The organism is Flavobacterium sp. HNIBRBA15423, from assembly GCF_052655965.1.
On record NZ_CP199751.1, the window covers coordinates 710,198 to 728,513 of the forward strand.

21 protein-coding genes and 1 tRNA gene are annotated in these 18,316 nt (G+C 28.4%); 6 read left to right on the forward strand and 16 right to left on the reverse strand.

Going from position 1 to position 18,316, the window contains the following annotated elements; translation table 11 throughout:
• Nucleotides 1-85 precede the first annotated feature (85 nt).
• The 3 genes from ACULEV_RS03185 to ACULEV_RS03195 form a co-directional block, all read right to left on the reverse strand.
• Nucleotides 86-1,834 carry a hypothetical protein gene (locus tag ACULEV_RS03185; protein WP_445457229.1) on the reverse strand — a complete coding sequence of 583 codons (1,749 nt, stop codon included), beginning with the start codon at nucleotides 1,832-1,834 and terminating at the stop codon, nucleotides 86-88.
• 160 nt (nucleotides 1,835-1,994) lie between these two features.
• A complete protein-coding gene (locus ACULEV_RS03190; protein WP_445457230.1) occupies nucleotides 1,995-2,417 on the reverse strand; it encodes a hypothetical protein in 423 nt (140 codons plus the stop codon).
• A gap of 282 nt (nucleotides 2,418-2,699) precedes the next feature.
• Nucleotides 2,700-3,146, reverse strand: coding sequence for a cold-shock protein (locus ACULEV_RS03195; protein ID WP_445457231.1), 447 nt, complete (start codon nucleotides 3,144-3,146; stop codon nucleotides 2,700-2,702).
• 316 nt (nucleotides 3,147-3,462) lie between these two features.
• On the opposite strand from ACULEV_RS03195, the gene idi reads away from it, so the two are divergent.
• The 6 genes from idi to ACULEV_RS03225 all read left to right on the forward strand — a co-directional run bounded on the left by idi (nucleotide 3,463) and on the right by ACULEV_RS03225 (nucleotide 6,515).
• Nucleotides 3,463-3,990: an isopentenyl-diphosphate Delta-isomerase gene (gene idi / locus ACULEV_RS03200; RefSeq protein ID WP_445457232.1), complete on the forward strand. Its 528-nt coding sequence runs from the start codon at nucleotides 3,463-3,465 to the stop codon at nucleotides 3,988-3,990.
• A 66-nt stretch (nucleotides 3,991-4,056) separates the two neighbouring features.
• Nucleotides 4,057-4,467, forward strand: coding sequence for a 6-pyruvoyl trahydropterin synthase family protein (locus tag ACULEV_RS03205; protein ID WP_445457233.1), 411 nt, complete (start codon nucleotides 4,057-4,059; stop codon nucleotides 4,465-4,467).
• A 1-nt stretch (nucleotide 4,468) separates the two neighbouring features.
• The gene (locus tag ACULEV_RS03210) at nucleotides 4,469-4,921 is read left to right on the forward strand and encodes a peroxiredoxin (RefSeq protein ID WP_445457234.1); all 453 of its coding nucleotides are present in this window, start codon (nucleotides 4,469-4,471) and stop codon (nucleotides 4,919-4,921) included.
• A 116-nt stretch (nucleotides 4,922-5,037) separates the two neighbouring features.
• Entirely contained in the window at nucleotides 5,038-5,997 is a 960-nt protein-coding gene (locus ACULEV_RS03215; protein WP_445457235.1) for a type I phosphomannose isomerase catalytic subunit, read from the forward strand.
• A gap of 57 nt (nucleotides 5,998-6,054) precedes the next feature.
• Entirely contained in the window at nucleotides 6,055-6,324 is a 270-nt protein-coding gene (locus tag ACULEV_RS03220; protein WP_445457236.1) for a hypothetical protein, read from the forward strand.
• A 117-nt stretch (nucleotides 6,325-6,441) separates the two neighbouring features.
• Nucleotides 6,442-6,515, forward strand: a tRNA-Thr gene (locus tag ACULEV_RS03225).
• Between the two features lie 62 nt (nucleotides 6,516-6,577).
• Here ACULEV_RS03225 and ACULEV_RS03230 read toward each other — a convergent pair.
• From ACULEV_RS03230 to ACULEV_RS03290, 13 genes are all read right to left on the reverse strand, one after another.
• On the reverse strand, nucleotides 6,578-7,696 hold the full coding sequence (locus ACULEV_RS03230) for an acyltransferase family protein (protein ID WP_445457237.1): 1,119 nt from the start codon (nucleotides 7,694-7,696) through the stop codon (nucleotides 6,578-6,580).
• A gap of 97 nt (nucleotides 7,697-7,793) precedes the next feature.
• Complete coding sequence (locus ACULEV_RS03235) at nucleotides 7,794-8,168, reverse strand: LytTR family transcriptional regulator DNA-binding domain-containing protein (protein WP_445457238.1); 375 nt, start codon at nucleotides 8,166-8,168, stop codon at nucleotides 7,794-7,796.
• Between the two features lie 135 nt (nucleotides 8,169-8,303).
• On the reverse strand, nucleotides 8,304-8,669 hold the full coding sequence (locus tag ACULEV_RS03240; protein WP_445457239.1) for a hypothetical protein: 366 nt from the start codon (nucleotides 8,667-8,669) through the stop codon (nucleotides 8,304-8,306).
• Between the two features lie 52 nt (nucleotides 8,670-8,721).
• Nucleotides 8,722-9,492 (reverse strand): LytR/AlgR family response regulator transcription factor, encoded by a 771-nt coding sequence (locus ACULEV_RS03245; protein WP_445457240.1) that lies wholly within the window; start codon nucleotides 9,490-9,492, stop codon nucleotides 8,722-8,724.
• Nucleotides 9,485-10,342, reverse strand: a complete 858-nt coding sequence (locus ACULEV_RS03250; RefSeq protein ID WP_445457241.1) for a sensor histidine kinase — start codon at nucleotides 10,340-10,342, stop codon at nucleotides 9,485-9,487. Before ACULEV_RS03250 ends, ACULEV_RS03245 begins: the two co-directional genes overlap by 8 nt.
• A gap of 249 nt (nucleotides 10,343-10,591) precedes the next feature.
• Nucleotides 10,592-11,335, reverse strand: a complete 744-nt coding sequence (locus tag ACULEV_RS03255; protein ID WP_445457242.1) for a hypothetical protein — start codon at nucleotides 11,333-11,335, stop codon at nucleotides 10,592-10,594.
• 422 nt (nucleotides 11,336-11,757) lie between these two features.
• Entirely contained in the window at nucleotides 11,758-12,885 is a 1,128-nt protein-coding gene (locus tag ACULEV_RS03260; RefSeq protein WP_445457243.1) for a trans-sulfuration enzyme family protein, read from the reverse strand.
• Nucleotides 12,886-12,911: 26 nt separating this feature from the next.
• Nucleotides 12,912-13,640 (reverse strand): DUF4369 domain-containing protein, encoded by a 729-nt coding sequence (locus tag ACULEV_RS03265; RefSeq protein WP_445457244.1) that lies wholly within the window; start codon nucleotides 13,638-13,640, stop codon nucleotides 12,912-12,914.
• Nucleotides 13,641-13,808: 168 nt separating this feature from the next.
• A complete protein-coding gene (locus tag ACULEV_RS03270) occupies nucleotides 13,809-15,668 on the reverse strand; it encodes a M61 family metallopeptidase (protein ID WP_445457245.1) in 1,860 nt (619 codons plus the stop codon).
• Between the two features lie 95 nt (nucleotides 15,669-15,763).
• Nucleotides 15,764-16,045: a DUF2805 domain-containing protein gene (locus ACULEV_RS03275; RefSeq protein WP_445457246.1), complete on the reverse strand. Its 282-nt coding sequence runs from the start codon at nucleotides 16,043-16,045 to the stop codon at nucleotides 15,764-15,766.
• A gap of 140 nt (nucleotides 16,046-16,185) precedes the next feature.
• Nucleotides 16,186-16,788 (reverse strand): alpha-ketoglutarate-dependent dioxygenase AlkB family protein, encoded by a 603-nt coding sequence (locus ACULEV_RS03280; protein ID WP_445457247.1) that lies wholly within the window; start codon nucleotides 16,786-16,788, stop codon nucleotides 16,186-16,188.
• 42 nt (nucleotides 16,789-16,830) lie between these two features.
• The gene (locus tag ACULEV_RS03285; RefSeq protein WP_445457248.1) at nucleotides 16,831-17,184 is read right to left on the reverse strand and encodes a DoxX family protein; all 354 of its coding nucleotides are present in this window, start codon (nucleotides 17,182-17,184) and stop codon (nucleotides 16,831-16,833) included.
• Nucleotides 17,185-17,230: 46 nt separating this feature from the next.
• Complete coding sequence (locus ACULEV_RS03290) at nucleotides 17,231-18,130, reverse strand: EamA family transporter (RefSeq protein WP_445457249.1); 900 nt, start codon at nucleotides 18,128-18,130, stop codon at nucleotides 17,231-17,233.
• Between the last annotated feature and the right edge of the window lie 186 nt (nucleotides 18,131-18,316).

Here is an 18,316-nt window from a genome sequence, read left to right on the forward strand (position 1 = left end):
TCTATGTACAGATAATCACCTTCTTGTGAGAAAGAGGATGTTAACATCAAAAAAAATGCTATGTAGAAAAAAAATGTTTTCATAATTAATTACAGTCTTTAGTTACCATTTCTGCTAAATCTTTATAGAATAAGTATCTTTCATAATTACCTTGATTCAATTGAATCTCATTTGTAAAAGTATCTGTATTATGTAGTCCAGAAAAACACATATTTATTAAAAAATCATTCCAATTAAAAGATTCATTTTGTTCTGTTATTGTATTGTAAAAACTCTGTTGAGTAAGAGCATTTTGATGATTTGAGCTAATTAATAAATCTTTTACTTCAAATAAAATTGTTTTAAATACTGGCATCATAAAATCAAGAAAAAAAACATGCTGACTCTGAGGTGAACCATTAACATCAATATGGCAATTGAAATTTTGATAGAAAACATTTATTAATTCCTGAAAGTTTAAATTATTAATTTCAGGAATGGTTGAGCCTAAAGTGCAATCTGCCATTTTAATATTCAAGTAGGCATGAATTAGTTCATGAATAATTGTTCTTGCATTTTCAATATTTGTTGCAGTATTTAATCTGTTTTTATTTATTTTTATGAAATTAGTATATTTTGTAACTACTCCATTAGTTGTATAAGTTGTCATTCTGCAACTTCCATTATCTATCATATTTTCATCAATTTCAAATTTTATATTTAATTTTTCTTGAGTTCCTCCAAAGGTGTTTACAAATAAATTAGTAAAAGTTGAAGATTGAGTCAGTTTTTTATATAAACAATCTAGTTTTTGTCCTTCGGGAGTTGTGGTGTCAATTTCAGAGAAATCTATATTTGCTGGTGATTTTTTAGATAATTCTACATCAAAAGTTAAGCCAGTTTCTACGCTGTTTTCGATTAGTTGTTTTACAAACTCTTCTGCTTCTGGTTCAATAACTACTATTGTAGGATCACCACCTAGTTGAGGGTTGTAATTAGGAGTTGGAACTACAATAAGATTATTTACTAAATATATTTGTATAGATGGGTTAGAATAATAAACCACTAATTCATCTTGTGTTAATGTATTAAGAAAAGGATTAAGAAAAATTGAAGCAGGATAAACTCCTCCTGTTCCATTACTAGTACTGCCTGTGTCTTCTATAATTTGTACAGGTACCGAAGGGTCGTTACAAGTGGTAGTAACATAAATCATAAAATGTGCATCGTTTGTATAGCCTGCAGCACATGATTCTCCTACACCATGCTCACCTGAATGACTGCATTTAACCTCTACAATATCTATAACATTTCTACATCTTCCTCTAGCGACATTTTCTATTTTATTTTGATTATTTTGTTTTACTCCATTAACATATTCTGATATTGCAGTTACTTCAAAATTTAAATCTAAAATTTGAATTTGACCAGAAAAACTGGTTATATCTAATGTTGTTATAGGAGTGGTTGGAATGTACTTTAAGAAACCTATTTTTTCTGATTCATTTGTATTCTTGGTAATAATAAGTTTAAGAAAATAAGGCTTTGCCGATGAATAAGAATTAAGAAGTAAGCTATAAGTAGTTAAACTAGGTTTCTGAATTTTAGTAAAAGTGGGTTCCGTTTGACTTGTTCTTAAATAAGAATCATTGTTTGATGTATAAAATAATTCGCTTTGTAAAATTGTCTTTATTCTTGGTGTTTCAATCTCATTGTTTAATTCAGAAAAAGAAATTTTACTTGAAGTAATATTTGGAATAAAATTGTTTTCAGTTTCTGTAGTAACTTCCTCCTTTTCACAATTGGTAAAAAAGAGAATAATAAAGGTAAATAATAAGGGTTGTAGTTTTTTCATATAGAGATATAAAGTTAACAGTATTTTTGATAAACGCAAAAGTAAAAAAATAGTTTACTAATTCTTCTAGTTCTAAATCAGATAAAAAGGAATAATAAAAAAATCATAGCAATTGCTATGATTTTTTTTGTTTACTTGTAAAAGTGTAAGTATAATTTATTTATGCATAAAATAAGATACTAGCAACAATTACCCATATACCTATAACGATACCTGCTAAACCTAATTTTCCTTGTATTGGAGCTAATTTTGCTAATAATTGTTCTCCTTTTTGTTTTGCTTCTTCGTTTTTAGATAAAACAAGTTTATTAATCATTCCATATCCAAGGATAAACCCTAAAACAGCTTCTATTGCAGATGATGAAAGCCAAGTAATCCACCAAATAGGAAAAGTAGTTAATAGTCCTAAATTTAAAACCGCTTGAATAACACCCCAAATTCCCCAAAAACAGAATGCTAAACCTATCCAACCTTGATAAGGTGTTATTTTTTCTAAAAGTTCTTTTGCGTCAGGTTTTTTTGATAGTAATAGTGAAGGAGCAGCTAGTAATCCTAAAATAATTAATGTAATTCCGTAAATCATTTTTCTAAGTTTTAGATGTTATTATTTATTTGTTGAAATTTATTTTTTAAAACTTTTGCAAGTGTTAAAAATATTCAAGTGCAAATAACAGGATGTTTTTAAGGCAAAGAATCACTATAAATCATGATTTTTTGTTTATTTGGAAAAAATAAATAAAAATCGTTATTTATTGTTGAGTAGCGCATTCTGTAGATTTCTAATAATGTAAGAGTCATTATAAAAGAAAAATGTCATTAAAACAGTTAGCTTTAATGACATTTTTAAAAATATGTAAATATGAGTTTATATCTTCTTAACTCTAACGGCATTCATTCCTTTCATACCTTTTTCAAGTTCATAAGTAACTTTATTGCCTTCTTTTACTTCATCAATTAAACCTTTAACATGGAAGAAAAATTTATTGTCTGAATCTAGTTCTTTTATAAAACCAAAACCTTTTGATGTGTCATAAAAATCTACAATTCCTTTCTTTTCTGTATCTACTTCTTCAACATCTTCTCTTTTAGGAATTCCTATTTCGATACTTTCAACATCAACCACTATTTTCTTAGATGGATCTGGAGGTGTGCTAGTTAAATGTCCGTTTTCATCTACATAGACATACATGTCTTCTCCAGATAATTTTGGATTTGATTTTCTAGCTTCTTTTTTGTCTTGTTTTTCTTTTCTTTTTTTAGCACGAAGTTTTTCTTGCTCTTTTTTGTTAAATGTTTCTTGAGGTCTAGCCATTAACTAATTATAATTTTAAATGAATACTATAAAAATTTAGAAAAAGCGATTATTATATGTCTAGTACTACTTAAAAGTAAATAAAGTGTAAATAATGTAGGATTTTATAAATTTCTTGACTACAAAGATACAATAATAATTTGAGCTTGTGTTAATTATTTAAAAAATTGATAACCAGTATAATTTGGATATTAGAATAGTAGAGGAGTATATTTAGTAAATTTTCTAATTACACAATTGTTAATCTTGTTACAAACTCAAAAAGTAGCCTATAAGCCAAACTTTTTTTCGTATTTTTGAGACATTAATTTATACTATGAGAGAAGAAAAAGTAATTTTAGTGGATACAAATGATGAAGCAATAGGTTTAATGGAAAAAATAGCTGCTCATGAACAAGCTTTGTTGCATAGAGCTTTTTCCGTTTTTATTTTAAATGATAAAAATGAAATTATGTTACAACAAAGAGCTGCTCTAAAGTACCATTCTCCACTATTATGGACTAATACTTGCTGTAGTCATCAAAGACCTGGTGAATCTAATATAGTAGCAGGTAAAAGACGCCTAATGGAAGAAATGGGTTTTGTAACAGACTTAAAAGAACTTTTTCATTTTATATATAAAGCCCCTTTTGATAATGGTTTAACGGAACATGAATTAGATCATGTGATGATAGGTAGATATAATGAAGAACCTATTATTAATAAAGACGAAGTAGAAGATTGGAAATGGATGAAAATTGAAGATATTAAAGAAGATATGATTAATAATCCTACTCTTTATACCGTTTGGTTTAAAATTATCTTTGATGAATTTTACCACTATTTAGAGAATCATAAAATTTAACAAAAGGATTTTTTAGTTTTTTAAATTTCCAAAATTGGTATTCCAAAATCTAAATTTTAAAATCAAATGAAAGTAACGGTTTCTAGAAAAGCACATTTTAATGCAGCTCATAGATTGTATAGGAAAGATTGGTCAGATGAAATGAATAATAAGGTTTTTGGTAAATGCAATAATCCTAATTATCACGGTCATAATTATGAATTAATTGTTAGTGTTACAGGGACGATAAATCAGGAAACGGGTTTTGTAATTGATGTAAAAATATTATCTGATTTGATTAAAGAACATATAGAAGATGCTTTTGATCATAAAAATTTAAATCTAGATGTTCCTGATTTTACTAATTTAAATCCTACAGCCGAAAATATTGCGGTTGTTATTTGGGGTAAACTAAGACCTTTCATTGATTCAGATATGGATATGGAAGTTGTTTTATATGAAACACCTCGTAATTTTGTAACTTATAAAGGGAATTAAAATGGAATTAAAAATAGGAGACCAAGTTCCTGAATTTACAGCAAAAGATCAGCACGGAGCTACATTTAATTGGAGTGAGCACTTAGGTAAACCTACTGTTATTTATTTTTATCCAAAAGACGACACAACTGGTTGCACAGCTCAGGCATGTAGTTTTAGAGATGAATATCAGGATTTTAAAGATTTGGGAGCAGAAGTAATAGGAATAAGTGGAGATTCTGAAAAATCGCATGTAAAATTTGCTCAAAAGTATAATCTTCCTTTTATCTTATTATCAGATAAAGACAAGATTATTAGAAAGCTTTTTAATGTACCTACTAATTTATTAGGTCTTATTCCTGGGAGAGTTACTTATATAGTAGATAAAGAAGGAACAGTCGTTTCTATTTTTAATAGTATGAAAGCGACTAATCATATTCCTGTTGCATTAAATGCTATTCGAGAAATGAAGTAGCTTTCCTTAGTATTTATATTATTTTATCAAACTAATATATAAAAAAAGCAATACAGCGTAATTTATCATCTCACTAAGATAATTTCCTCATATTTGTACTGTAAATTGAAGAAAACATGAATTTTTATCCATTAACATTTGAACCTATTCTTAAAGAACGCATTTGGGGAGGAACCAAATTAAAAACTTATCTTAATAAGCCTATTTCATCTGAAATTACTGGTGAAAGTTGGGAAATTTCTACTGTGCCAAATGACGTTAGTGTTGTGAGTAACGGTGATTTAAAAGGTAAAAACATAAACGAACTTATTGCTCTAGCACCTAATGAATTTTTAGGAACATCTGTAGTAGAGCGTTTTGGTAATCAATTTCCACTTCTTTTTAAGTTTATTGATGCTAAAGAAGATTTATCTATTCAATTACATCCAAATGATGAATTAGCTAAAGAAAGACATAACTCTCTTGGGAAAACCGAAATGTGGTATGTGATGCAAGCCGATGAAAATTCCCGTTTAGTAGTTGGTTTTAAAGAAGATTCTAATCGAGAAGAGTATTTAAATCATTTAGAAAACAAATCCATAGTTTCGCTTTTAAATGAAATGCCTGTAAAAAAAGGAGATGTGTTTTTTTTGGAAACAGGTACTATTCATGCGATTGGAGCAGGAGTTGTTATTGCAGAAATTCAACAAACGAGTGATATAACTTATCGCATATATGATTGGGATAGAGTAGATGCCAATGGAAAAAGTAGAGAACTTCATACTGAATTAGCCCTTGATGCCATCAACTATAGTAAAACAGCTTCAAAAATTGAATATTCTGCTCTTGAAAATAAATCTAATATAGTTGTTGATTGTCCTTATTTTAAAACGAATGTAGTTCCTTTACAGGGGAATTATTCTTGGAAAAAGAAACAAGAAGCTTTTACCGTTTTAATGTGTACAGAAGGTCAATTTGAGTTTGTTTATGAAGAAGAATTTTTCATTATAAAAGCAGGAAATACTATCTTATTACCAGCAAGTATAGCCACAATTGAAATAAAAGGAATCGCTACAATATTAGAAATTTCTATTTAATTCATTATCATTAGAATATATTGTTTAATTTTGCATCAAATTTTAAATAAATAAAAAATGGCAAGCGTTAAAAACTTGAAAAAAGAAATCAACTACGTTTTAGGGGATTTAGTAAATATTGTTTACGTGTGGGAAATGACAAATGGTGGAAAGCCAACAGAAACTACAGATGCAATTATTGATGAAATCTATGAGAACTATGATGCTTTAGTTACAAAAATGAATCAAAAAGACGTTGAAAACAATAAAGCTCATTTTAAACAAATTCGTAAAGAATACGAAGCTACTGCAAATCAAATAGTTGAAAAAATCAACAAATTAAATTAAAAAAAATAACAAAAAAAAGCGGAAATTCTTTTGCAAATATAAAAATCAAAATTATATTTGCACCGCAATAAAGGTAACATACTGTACGAAATAAGACATAAGTTATCTTTTAGAATTGCCGGTGTAGCTCAGCTGGCTAGAGCAGCTGATTTGTAATCAGCAGGTCGTGGGTTCGAGTCCCTCCATCGGCTCAAAAAAAAGGAAAGTGAAAACTTTCCTTTTTTTATTAGTATAACTTTTCGAATTTAATCCGTTATTTTCTTTCTTTTATTCCCATTACAATTCTTAAAATTTTAATTCTTTTTATCAGGAATTCATATAATATCCAAGAAGTAATAAATGTACCTGTTATTAGTAATGTGAATTTTACCAATAAATTCCAATTAGAATTCATAAGCCAATAAGCTATAATAATTATGATTGTTTGATGAAGTATATAAAAAGGATATACAGCTCTATTACAATAAAGAACTAGATTGCTTTTCTTATTTAAATATTTTGAGGCTATTCCAAATAATGCTAATAGCGATGACCACATGTATAATTGGTTAAAAACTGCTTCAGTGAAATGTATGAAAACACCATCTTCAAAATTTTGTACAATAGAGAGAAATATTAAAAATGAAATTATCCCTATTAATAAGTTCGTTTTATAATGTTTTTGTACCGCTTTAAAAAAGGATTTTTGAATTGAAATCAAGATAAAGCCATATAAAAATAATACTAAATTATAAGAGAAATTAAACAAGTCATCAAATAATCCATGAGTTACTGGAAAAAAAGGGTCTAGAAACCACTCCATAAGAAGCAAAGGAAGAATTAACCAATATAATCCAAATTTTGTTTCGCTTAATTTGTTTGCTATCCGAATTATCTTAGTATTTTCATTTCTTCTTATAAAAAGAAAAACAGGCAATAATAGTAAGGAATAAATTAAGATATAAGGTAAAAACCATAAATGATGCCAACTTAAATTGCCTTCTGGATATTTTCCTTCAAATGCATGCGAAGGCCAAAAATCAAAATAATTACCTGTAAATTGTAAATGAGCAATACGTTCAATGTATACTTGTGGAGGAACAATCACTAGCATTCCAAAAATAAGCGGAATGAGCAATCGAAAGATTCTTTCCGTAGTAAATTGTAATGGTTTTCTTTTGCCCAAAGATAGTGCAGTTCCCATTCCTGAAATTACAAATAGTAAAGGCATTCTCCAGCGGTTTAAAAAAATCATTGGATATTCTAGCCATTCATATATGATGTTGTTTTTAATGTGCCAATTCCAAGGGACAAAAAACATTCCTATGTGATAAAAAATTAGTAGTGCAAAAGCAATTACTCGTAGCCAGTCTAAGTCGTATCTTCTTTCCATTCTTTATTTTTTGACAAACATCATAAGAATAAAATGATTGTAAAAAAGAATGGTGTAGTTGACAAGCTTTTGTGATGAAAAACAAGTTTTAGAGCTATTAAAGATTCATTTGTGTATTAAATGAATTGAGATAATTTCGTGAAACAGGGACAAGTTCTTTGCAATTTTTTAAATTAATTTTATATCCTTGTGCATTGCCACTTATATTTTCAATGTAATTCTTATTTAAAAGAAAGGAACGGTGTGTTCTGATAATATTTTGGAAATTATGAAGAAAGCTTTCTAAATCTTTAAGTTTTATTCGTTTTAAAAGAGGTTTAACTAATGAATCATCAACAATCCAAATTTCGACATAATTTCCTTCAGATTTGGCAAAAACAAAATCCTGTATTTTAAGTTTAAAAGCTTCAGATTTAAGTTCGGTTTCTATTGTTATTTCTGAATTAATAATTTCTAACTTTTTTTCTTTCAATTTTAAATTAAACGCTGAAGCTTGTTCGTTATTTTTAAGAAATTGAAGATTTAAATTAATAGAAACCACAATGCTTGCTAGTAAAGAACCGATTAATAAAGTATTGGTTATTTCTTCATAAAAATAGAGCCAAGATCAATTATTAGGGTTGTTGTAAAGTATATCACGTAATAAAAATTGAACACTACCTGTGAGAAAAAGCATTGTAAAGATTACAAAAAGTTCGTCTCTAATTTTCCAGTTTTCTATTGAAGAATGGCTTTTTGTAAATATAATAGCAACAGGTATTATGGCTAGCAATGGACTAATAGAATGAATCAAAGCTACCCAAAAAAAAGATAATTTTAGTTCCGTTTTATTCATTTCAAACGGTTGAACAAAATAATTGAATATGAATGCTAATGTAATAAGAACAAAGGATATCTCTATCAGTTTTTTTCCAGAGTAGTAATAGGGATAAGGTTGGTTTATGTATTTTTTTAGTCCTTCTAATGGTATCATAATTTTTGTAAAGTAGCTTTTTATACTAATATAAATTTGCTTTTGTTCATTTTCAATCTTCCACCCATTCTCTAAAAGCCTTTGTATTGCTTTGACTTGTTACAAGATGTTTTTCATATCCTGAGAGTTTTACTGCTAAACTGTTTTTGGAATATTTTTCAATCTTAGCGATGTGTTTTTTGTTTATTAACTCACTTCTGTTAATTCTGAAGAATTTTGAACTATCTATTACCTCTTCAATTTCTTTTAAGGTGTTTTGTGTTAATAAATGTTTTTTAGAATGGCTATCTATAGCAAATACTACTCCTTCTTCGGCAGTGAAAAATAAAACATCTTCAGTTTCTATAAAATAAATTTCTTTATTGGTATGTATGGAGAATCTTTTTTTTGCTGCTTTTAAAGTATTAGGCTGGTTTATAATTTGATTTAATTTAGTAACTAAATCGCTTTCTGAAACGTCTGATTTTCGTAATAATAAAAATTTGTCCCAAGCTTTTTTAAACCGTTCAAATGAGAAAGGCTTTAGTAAATATTCAATTCCATTACTTTCAAAAGCATCCATTAAAAATTGATTATAAGCTGTAGTGAAAATAATAGGACAAGTAACTTTTGCTTTTGTATAAATTTCAAAAGCATTTCCGTCTAGAAGTTCAATGTCAGATAGAATTAAATCTAGTGTTGGCTTAGATTCTAAAAATGTAATTGCCTCTTCAGTAGTTCCTATTTCACCTACGATAGTAATAGGTTCGTTTAGTTCTTCTAAGAATCGTTTTAGTTTTTTCCTTGCTGGAATTTCATCTTCAATTATAAGTACTTTAATCATTTTTATGGAATGGAATTAAGGGTAAAGTAACAGTAAATGCTTCCTTTTTGTGGTTGATTTCTATTTCTTTATTGGATAATAAAAGATATTGTTCCTTAAGATTTTGTAAACTTCTACCCGATGTGAGTTTTTGGTTCTGTTTCTTAATAATGTTGTTGGAAACGATAATATTTTCTCCAATTTTTATGATTATTTCAATTGGATTGTTTTCGGTTCCCAAATTATGTTTGATTGCATTTTCTAAAAGTAATTGTAATGTGAGAGGAACAATAAAGGTATTATTATTGGTTTTTGGGTTAATTTCTAATTGAAATGCATTCCCATATTTGTGTTTCATGAGTGAAAAATAACTTTTGGCAAAAGAAAGTTCTTCTGTAAGTGTAACCAATTTTTTATCGCTTACTTCTAACACATAACGGTAAATTTCTGCAAATTCATTTAAAAAATCTGACGCTTTGTATTTGTCTTCTTCAATGAGTTGGTCTAAAACATTGAGATTGTTGAATAGAAAATGAGGATTAAGCTGTGTTTTGAGTTGGTTTATCTTATTTTCAGAAAGTGCTTCGTTGTATGTTGAAATTTGGTTTTGATAGTTTCTATTTTTCTGATAATAATAATATGCTAAAAAGAAACTTCCATAAATTAAAGCATCCATAAAGTTTGAAACTAAAGAATGAGTAAGTACTTCTAAATTGAAATTTCGCTCTACATTATCAAATAGAAAGGAGATACATAATCCCAAAGATTGTAAGATTATTACATGTAAAAGTAACGAAGTGCTAAAGATTTTTAAGGTTTCTTTTATATTAAAAGTAATTGCTTTTTGCCATTTTTTAATTAGAAATAACATAATTAAAAAGAACAGGCAAGTACTAATAAATTTCGTGACAGCAGCTTCAGGAGTAAATAGATACCAACTGATTTTTCGTCTTATTAAAAAGCGAATTTGGACAGATTGGGCATAACCAAATAAAAATATAAATAACAAAAAATACTTGTGTGTCCTGATTTTGTTAAGAATATGATGCATTTTATTAATTTTCTATAGTTACAAAAATAGCGCTATAAGTTAAATAGCGCTATTTATATTTTAATTCTTTTATTTGTTATTTGGGAAAGAAGCAATAACTTCACCTTTATCATCAAAAAAATCAAGTTTAGCATTGTTGTTTTTGTCTACATAAAACATAGCTTTTGGCATTCCTTTATCGTCAAATAAAAACAGTCCATTATTTTGACTTCTAGTTTTTCCTAGCATTACTCGTGGAGCGCCACCTATTAAACCTTGCTCTTGATATTCTTTGTATTTTTTCTGCATTAATTGAGGATCTTCTTTACGAAGTGCTTCTAGTTCTTTGGATATTTCAGCACTTTGTTCTTGTGTTTCTTTTGCGGGTCTATCATTAAAAACCAAGCTGGTGCTTACAAAACGTTTATCTCCTTCTTGATAATCTTGGTTTAGCAATTGCATTACTTGGTCACCATTATATTGATCGTAGGTTAAGGATAAACCAGAACTATGTCCGTTTTCTTTTTTCTCACCATCATAAATGAATCCACCACACTCAATACCATCTTCGTTGAAAAATAACATACCAGAACGTTTTTTTCTTGTTTCATTGGTTTTTCTTCCGTTGATAATTGTATTCCCATTTGGAAATTTATCTACATTAGTAATAATCATTTTTACTGTTCCGTCTTTCTCTATGATATTAATGCGTTCAACGTCTATTTCGCTAAATTTTTGGTTACCATTTTTTTTAAAAGCACTAGTTGAAAGTAAAATGGTTCCTACTGCTGTTGCGATGGCAAATGTTCTTAAAAAAACTAATTCTCTTTTCATTGTTTTATAATTTTGGTTATACATTTATTTTGATACTCCAAAACTACTATGATAGTGATCTAGTAACAACCTAAAAACAATGAACCAAGGAAAATACAAAATAAGCGTATGAAATTTGAGAAAGAATGAATTTTGAGAATGTAGGATTAGGATAGTTTGAATACTTGGTTGGAATAAAAATGACTATTATTCTTAAGTAATAGGAGATTGAGGTATTTTGATTTTTAAGTAAGAAAATAGTGCTTATATTAGAACTATATAAGTCTTTAGTATTTTTCTAAATCATTTCAATGAGAGACCTATTCGCTCTTTGCAAGATTTTTTTTCAATTAAAATACAAAATGCACTTTTCCTTATTTCTGATAAAACTATTTAAATTTATTATTATTGATTTTATTAAGAAATATTTTTCCTGAATTTAATTACATTAATGCTTGTTCCAAATCAGCAATCAAATCTTCAATATATTCAATTCCTATAGATAAGCGAATTAAATTTTCTGGACTTATCGGGTTTATACCTTCTACACTTCGTCTGTGTTCTACTAAACTTTCTACACCACCTAAGCTGGTTGCGTGTTTAAAAATCTGTAGTTTGCTTGTAAATTGTAACGCTTTTTCTTGATTGCCCTTTACTAAAATAGAAATAATACTTCCAAAGCCATTTTTCATTTGTTTTTTAGCTATTTCATGATTTTCATGAGAAGTTAATCCAGGATAAAAAACCTTTTCAATTTTTGAATGTGTGATTAAATAATGCGCTATTGTCGTAGCATTTTCACATTGTGCTTTAAAACGTAAAGGAAAAGTAGCTAAACTTCTATTTAGAAGCCAACAATCGAATGGTGAAGGAACTGCTCCAGCCATTTTTTGATAGTTTCTAATGCTTTGACTTACTTCGTCTTCTTTATTTGTTAAAACCACACCGCCTAAAATATCAGAATGACCACTAAAAAATTTTGTGGACGAATACATAACATAATCGATTCCTATTTCTAATGTTTTTTGTAAAATGGGTGTGGCAAATGTATTATCACAAACGGTTACTACTGCTTTCTTTTTGGCTAATGAAACTACTGCTTCAATATCAGTGATTTTTAATTGTGGATTAGAAGGAGTTTCTATCCAAATTAATTTAGTATTAGGTTGTATTCTCTTTTCAATATTAGTAACATTAGTCATATCAACCATTTCTGATTGCACGTTCCAACGTTTGAAGAAATTATCAAGCAATTGTCGTGTACCATGATAACAATCATCTGGAATTAGAATATGACAATTAGGTTCTAATAAAGTATCAAATAGAGCATTTATAGCAGCCATACCAGAAGCAAAGGCAATAGCTGTTTTTACACCTTCTATAGAAGCCATTTTTTGTTCAACAGCTATTCTATTAGGGTTTTCTGCGCGAGTGTAAATGTATTCACCAGTAGTGCTATCTTCATTTCTTTCAAATGTAGTTGATAAATGAATGGGTTGAATAATATCGGTATTCTTTCCTTTTTTTTCACCAGCATGAATCGCTAAAGTCTGAATGTGTTGCTTTTTCATGATTTTTATAGTTGTTGCAAGCGTTTCTATTTGTTAGAATTAAGCGTTTCTTTTTTTACATCATAAATGTGTTTTCTCAATAGTTTACCATATTTAGACGCAGCTACTTGTCTGCTCATGTGTTTGGCAATAGTATCTAAATACACTACATTAATATCTGATATTTCTGTAATCGCTAAGTAAGGTGCTACTTCATATTCTCCATGAGTAGTGGCAAAATTAGCCGTATAACGGTATTTTCTTTTTAGTAATCTAGCATAAGCTTCTTCAATACTATCTGCCGTTTGCTGATTAAAGTTGGTTGTGTTTTGAATTCTTTTTTCAATTAATCCTAGATTTTCATCATTGAACTTTGATTTAAAACTGTTAAATTCAACTAATAAATCTTGATTTTTCGAACCTGTAATTTTTGCTGAAGCATAAAATTCTTTTAAAGTGGTTTCAATATTCATTTCTCCTGGTTCAGCAAAAAAACTTAAGTTATTGTCAACAGAATTGGTTTGTCCTCTATCTAAAAACAAATATAATACTTCTGGATTTTTAAGAGGTATAGTTGTGTCGAAGTGAGAATCTCCTTTAATGATAATGCTATCTAAAACTACTAAAGTAGTATCTTCAATTTTTTTAACGTATAATTTTCCTTGACTTAGTCCTTTTACATTTCCTGTTAAGTGTAAACTTCCTTCAGGAGTTTCATTTTTGTTACAAGCAATTAGTGTTAATAATCCAACTCCAAAAAGTAATAACTTCTTCATTTAATTTTTTTATTTAGTTAATTCTATTTCGCAAAGATGATAATAAAATGGATTAACATCAAAAAAAAGTTTAATTTGATATAATGTTTGATTTTATTAATTAGATAACAAAAAAATCCTCAAAATAGGAACTACTTTGAGGATTACTGTTTTTATTATAAAAAAGGATTAGCCTTTTAACCAAGCTTCTCTAACTGTTTTCTTGCTATTATCTGTAGATTGATAGCCTTCACGTTTTTCTTTTGGCATTTTTATGGTTCCTTTTATGTCTTGCTCATTACCGTCTCTTTTAATTTTCATAGTAATTGCATCACCATCTTTCCAACCCATGCTTCCTATTACCAAATCATAAATATTATCTAAATTATAATTTGTTCCATTTACAGCAAGAATTTTGTCACCACCTTTTAAACCTAGATTAGTCATGAATTCGTTTAGTTCTATACTAGGAATAATCATGATTTCTTTTGTAGATTGATCGATAGTGATATAAGGAATTTGACCACCTTTCAAGAAAGGATTTCCTTCTACTTCAATTTCAGCTGGTGTAACTCCCATTTTTGCAAAATATTCATCATAAGGAATAGGAGTTTCTCCTGCTACATATTTGTTTAAAAATTCTCCAACTGCTGGATATGTGAATTTAGTAATTGTAGCAAATAATTCTTCATCTTTAAATGCTTTTTTCGTACCAAATTCTTTTGATAAATCTTGCATTAAGTTTAAAATTCCCTTTTGACCATTACTGTTTTCTCTAATTAAAATATCAATACACATTGCAATTAAAGCTCCTTTTTGGTACACATTAATATATTGATCTTTGTAAGGTTCTTTTAAAACGTTTTTACTCATTTTAGTAAAACTCATTTTATCATTTAAACGTTTCGATTGCTGAATTTTATCAGACATTCTTTCATAAAATTCAGTTTCGTCAATTAAACCTTGGTTTACTTGGAAAAGATTGGCAAAATATTCAGTTACACCTTCATACATCCATAAGTGTTCAGACATTTGTGGGTTGTTGAAATCAAAATATTGAATTTCATTTGAATGAACCGTTAATGGTGTTACAATGTGGAAAAATTCATGAGAAACAATGTCCTTCAATTGCTCTTTTAATTGTTCTAATTCCATTTTTTCAGGCATTACAACAGTTGTAGATGTTGGATGTTCTAAAGCTCCAAAACCTTTTGCATCTTTTTCATCTAAATTGGAAAGATAAAGTAAAATAGCATATTTTTTAGTAGCGTTGAAAGCTCCTAAGAATTTCTTTTGCGCAGTCATCATTGCTTCCATGTTAGGAGTAATGTCTTTTGCTGTGTATTTTCCTGTTGGAGAGTAAACACTAATGATGATTTCCATATCATCTACCATGAAAGTAGTAATATCTGGTTTAGAATACATCAAAGGCATTTCTACTAATGTTGCATATTTTGAACTTTGAAAGATGTCAGTACTATTCGATTTGTCTAAATCGATCATGGCAGAAACACCTAATAAATTTTCTGGATGTGTAATTGTTAAAGTATAAGGAGTTTCTGTTTTGCCTTCAAAATATCCAACAAAACCATGTGTGTTTAGCATGAAGTTTTCTCCAGCTTTTATGTTTGTTCCTGCAGGAGAAAATACATCATCACTTTTTCCAAATCCACCACCACCTTCAGTATCGAAAGAGTCGTTTACTAAATAGGTTACTTTGGCTAATTTCTTTGCTTCATCAATTTTGTATGAATTCACGTCTATTTTTGTGACTTTTAATCCATTGCCTGAAGCATCTAGTGCTTTAAAATCTTCAATGAATCTACCGTAATCATCTTCAGAATAAGTTCCAGGAACTGTTTTTGGTATGAAAAAAGTAGTGGTTTCAGAAGTAAAAGTTGGAGCATCTATAGACACCATAACTTTATCGTCTGTAACGTTTACTAAGTCGATTGATACATTAACTTCGTCTTTTTTTGTAGAAGATGGAGTTGTTTTACAACTCCAAACAAAGCTTGCGACAGCAAGTGTTAAAATTATTTTTTTCATTTAAATCTTTATTGATATTTTTATATGACGACTTTTTGATGGTTTCGTTACATTTTTTATAAAAAAAGCTCTTCTTTTCGGAAGAGCATTAGTTTTTAATCAAATTTATTTTTAAAGTAATACTTACTATCTAAATCATCGTCTTGTAGAGGATCAAATTTTAAAGGTTTTGGTTTAGGTTTGCTTGAAGCTGCCTTTTTTTTCCAAATTTCAAAATTATCTTTCGATAATTTGTTTCTCATTAATTCTGTAACTTCATTTTCTGAAATTCCAAATTCTTCTTTTAAGACTTCAAAAGGTTTTTTTTCCTCTTGAGCCATACTGACAATTCGTTCAATAGTTTGATTGTCTAATTCTGAAATCTTTCTTTTTTTCATCAGATGAAAAATTAATCTATAAATTTATTAGTGTTATATAGTTCAATATTACTAAAAAAAATGAGAAAAAAAATAAAATATTACATTTTTAAAAATTTCTTAATATATAACCAACTTTGCTTCATTTTTTTTAAAAATCATTAGATAATTGTTCTAAATGTTAAATTTATTCTGCTCTTTTTAGGAGAAGTAGATTTTGGAAGTTGGTGCTTGTAATAAAGTTGACTGCCTTCTTTCATAACTAAAAGACTCCCATTGTTGAGTATTATATTTTGTTTTGCTTCTTTTTTATCAATATGCTTTAATTGAAATAGTCGTTTTTCTCCTAAACTTAATGATGCTATAATAGGATTTCTACCTAATTCTTTCTCGTTATCAGAATGCCAACCATTACTGTCATTTTCATTTCTGTATAAATTCAATAAAACTGTGGTGAATTTTAATTGGCATATTTCTTCAATTTCATTTTTTATGAACATTAAAGTAGAATTCCACGGATGAGGGTGCATTACAATATTTGAATAAGAGTATGGTTTTCCTTCGTTTCCATATAAGGCAGTTAATCTTGGTTGTAAATGCGTTTTCCCATATACTGTAATTGAGTCTTGTTTCCAAGGAGTATCATTTAGCAGTTTGTCATAAAGTAGATTTGTTTTCTCTTCAGATAAAAAGTTTGGGTAATACTCAAATAAAGCATCTGGTAAATCTAAAATTATTTTTTCGTTTGGAAATAAATCTAACATACTTTAAAAATAGTAAAATTATTTGTTTTTAAAAAAACTTTTTTATGTATATAGATATGCCCAATAGATTAAAAATAATTGCAATGGTAATCGAAGTAATCGAAGCCATTTAGGCAACCCTAAAGCTACACTATCATTTTTATACATATAATAATTAGCTGGAAAAATGGCAATTAAAAGTAAAATAATTCCCCATGCAGCATAAGTACTTAAAAATGTAATGCTAACTAGTATTCCTAAAGTTATTTCTGCTAAACCACTTAATTGGTTTAATAATTTTGGGTTTTTAAAATAAGGTGGAATGATTTTGATATATAATCGAGGTTGTCTAAAATGGTTCAAACCAGCTAGAATGTATAGTAATCCCATTACATATTGATGCCAAGGTAAATCCATAGAAAGGTATTTTATTTCGAATGTACCAAAAAACATTCTAAAAAAGCTATTTTTTCTTGAAATTGATATTCATAATTACAATTGCTGCAATAATCAACACAATACCTGTCCATTGTAAGAGAATTACTTTTTCATTTAGAAGAAAATAAGCCATTGAAACTGAAACTGGTAGCTCTAATGAAGAGACAATACTTCCTAATCCAAGGCCTGTTTTCGGGAAGCCGCTATTCATTAGCATAGGAGGAATGATAGTGCCAAAAAGGGCTAACAAAATGCCATATTTACCAAAAATAGATAGATTAAAAACATCAGTTTGTGTGTAAAGTCCAAAAAACAATACAATAATTGCTCCTCCTAAAAGCATATATAAACTGCGTTGTGCGGAAGAAAGTCCTAATCCTACTTTGTTAGCTGTAAACATAGTAGTAGTAAAAGAAGCAGCCGCAAGCATTCCCCATACAAATCCAGTCCAGTTGAATGCATTTTGGTTAAATAAGAGACTTGTAGCTAAGATAGTTCCAAATAAAACAACGACTACAGCTATTATTTTTTGTTTTGAAGGTGCTTTTTTATCTAAAATCCATTCTACAATGACTCCCATCCAAACGGTTTGCATTAGTAAAACAATAGCAATTGATACATCTATGTATTTTACACATAAGTAATAAAAAATACTAGTGGCTCCTAATGATGTTCCTGCCAACATTAAATTAAAAATATTCTTAGAAGTAGCTCTTACTATTGGCCCTTTTGTAGTTGTTTTTTGATATAAATTAATCAAAAGCATTCCAATTATTCCATATATAAATTGTGCAGTTATGACTTCTGCGGTAGTAAATTTTTCTGTGTCTTGATAAGCTAGTTTCACTATAGTTGCTAGCATTCCATAACTTGTTGCACCTAATCCAACTAAGAAAACACCTTTAATTATTTCATTCTTCGACATATACTCCATTTTTAAGGGGCGCAAATATAAGCAAAGAATTAGTTTTTAGTTAGATTAATTAAAATAATCATTTAGAGGATTGTTTTTTATACTAACTTTCAACTATTTAGTTCTCTAAAATACAGGTAAAGTAGTGTCGTCTTTTGTAATAAAAGATTATTCTAAATACTTTTTTAAACCTAATTT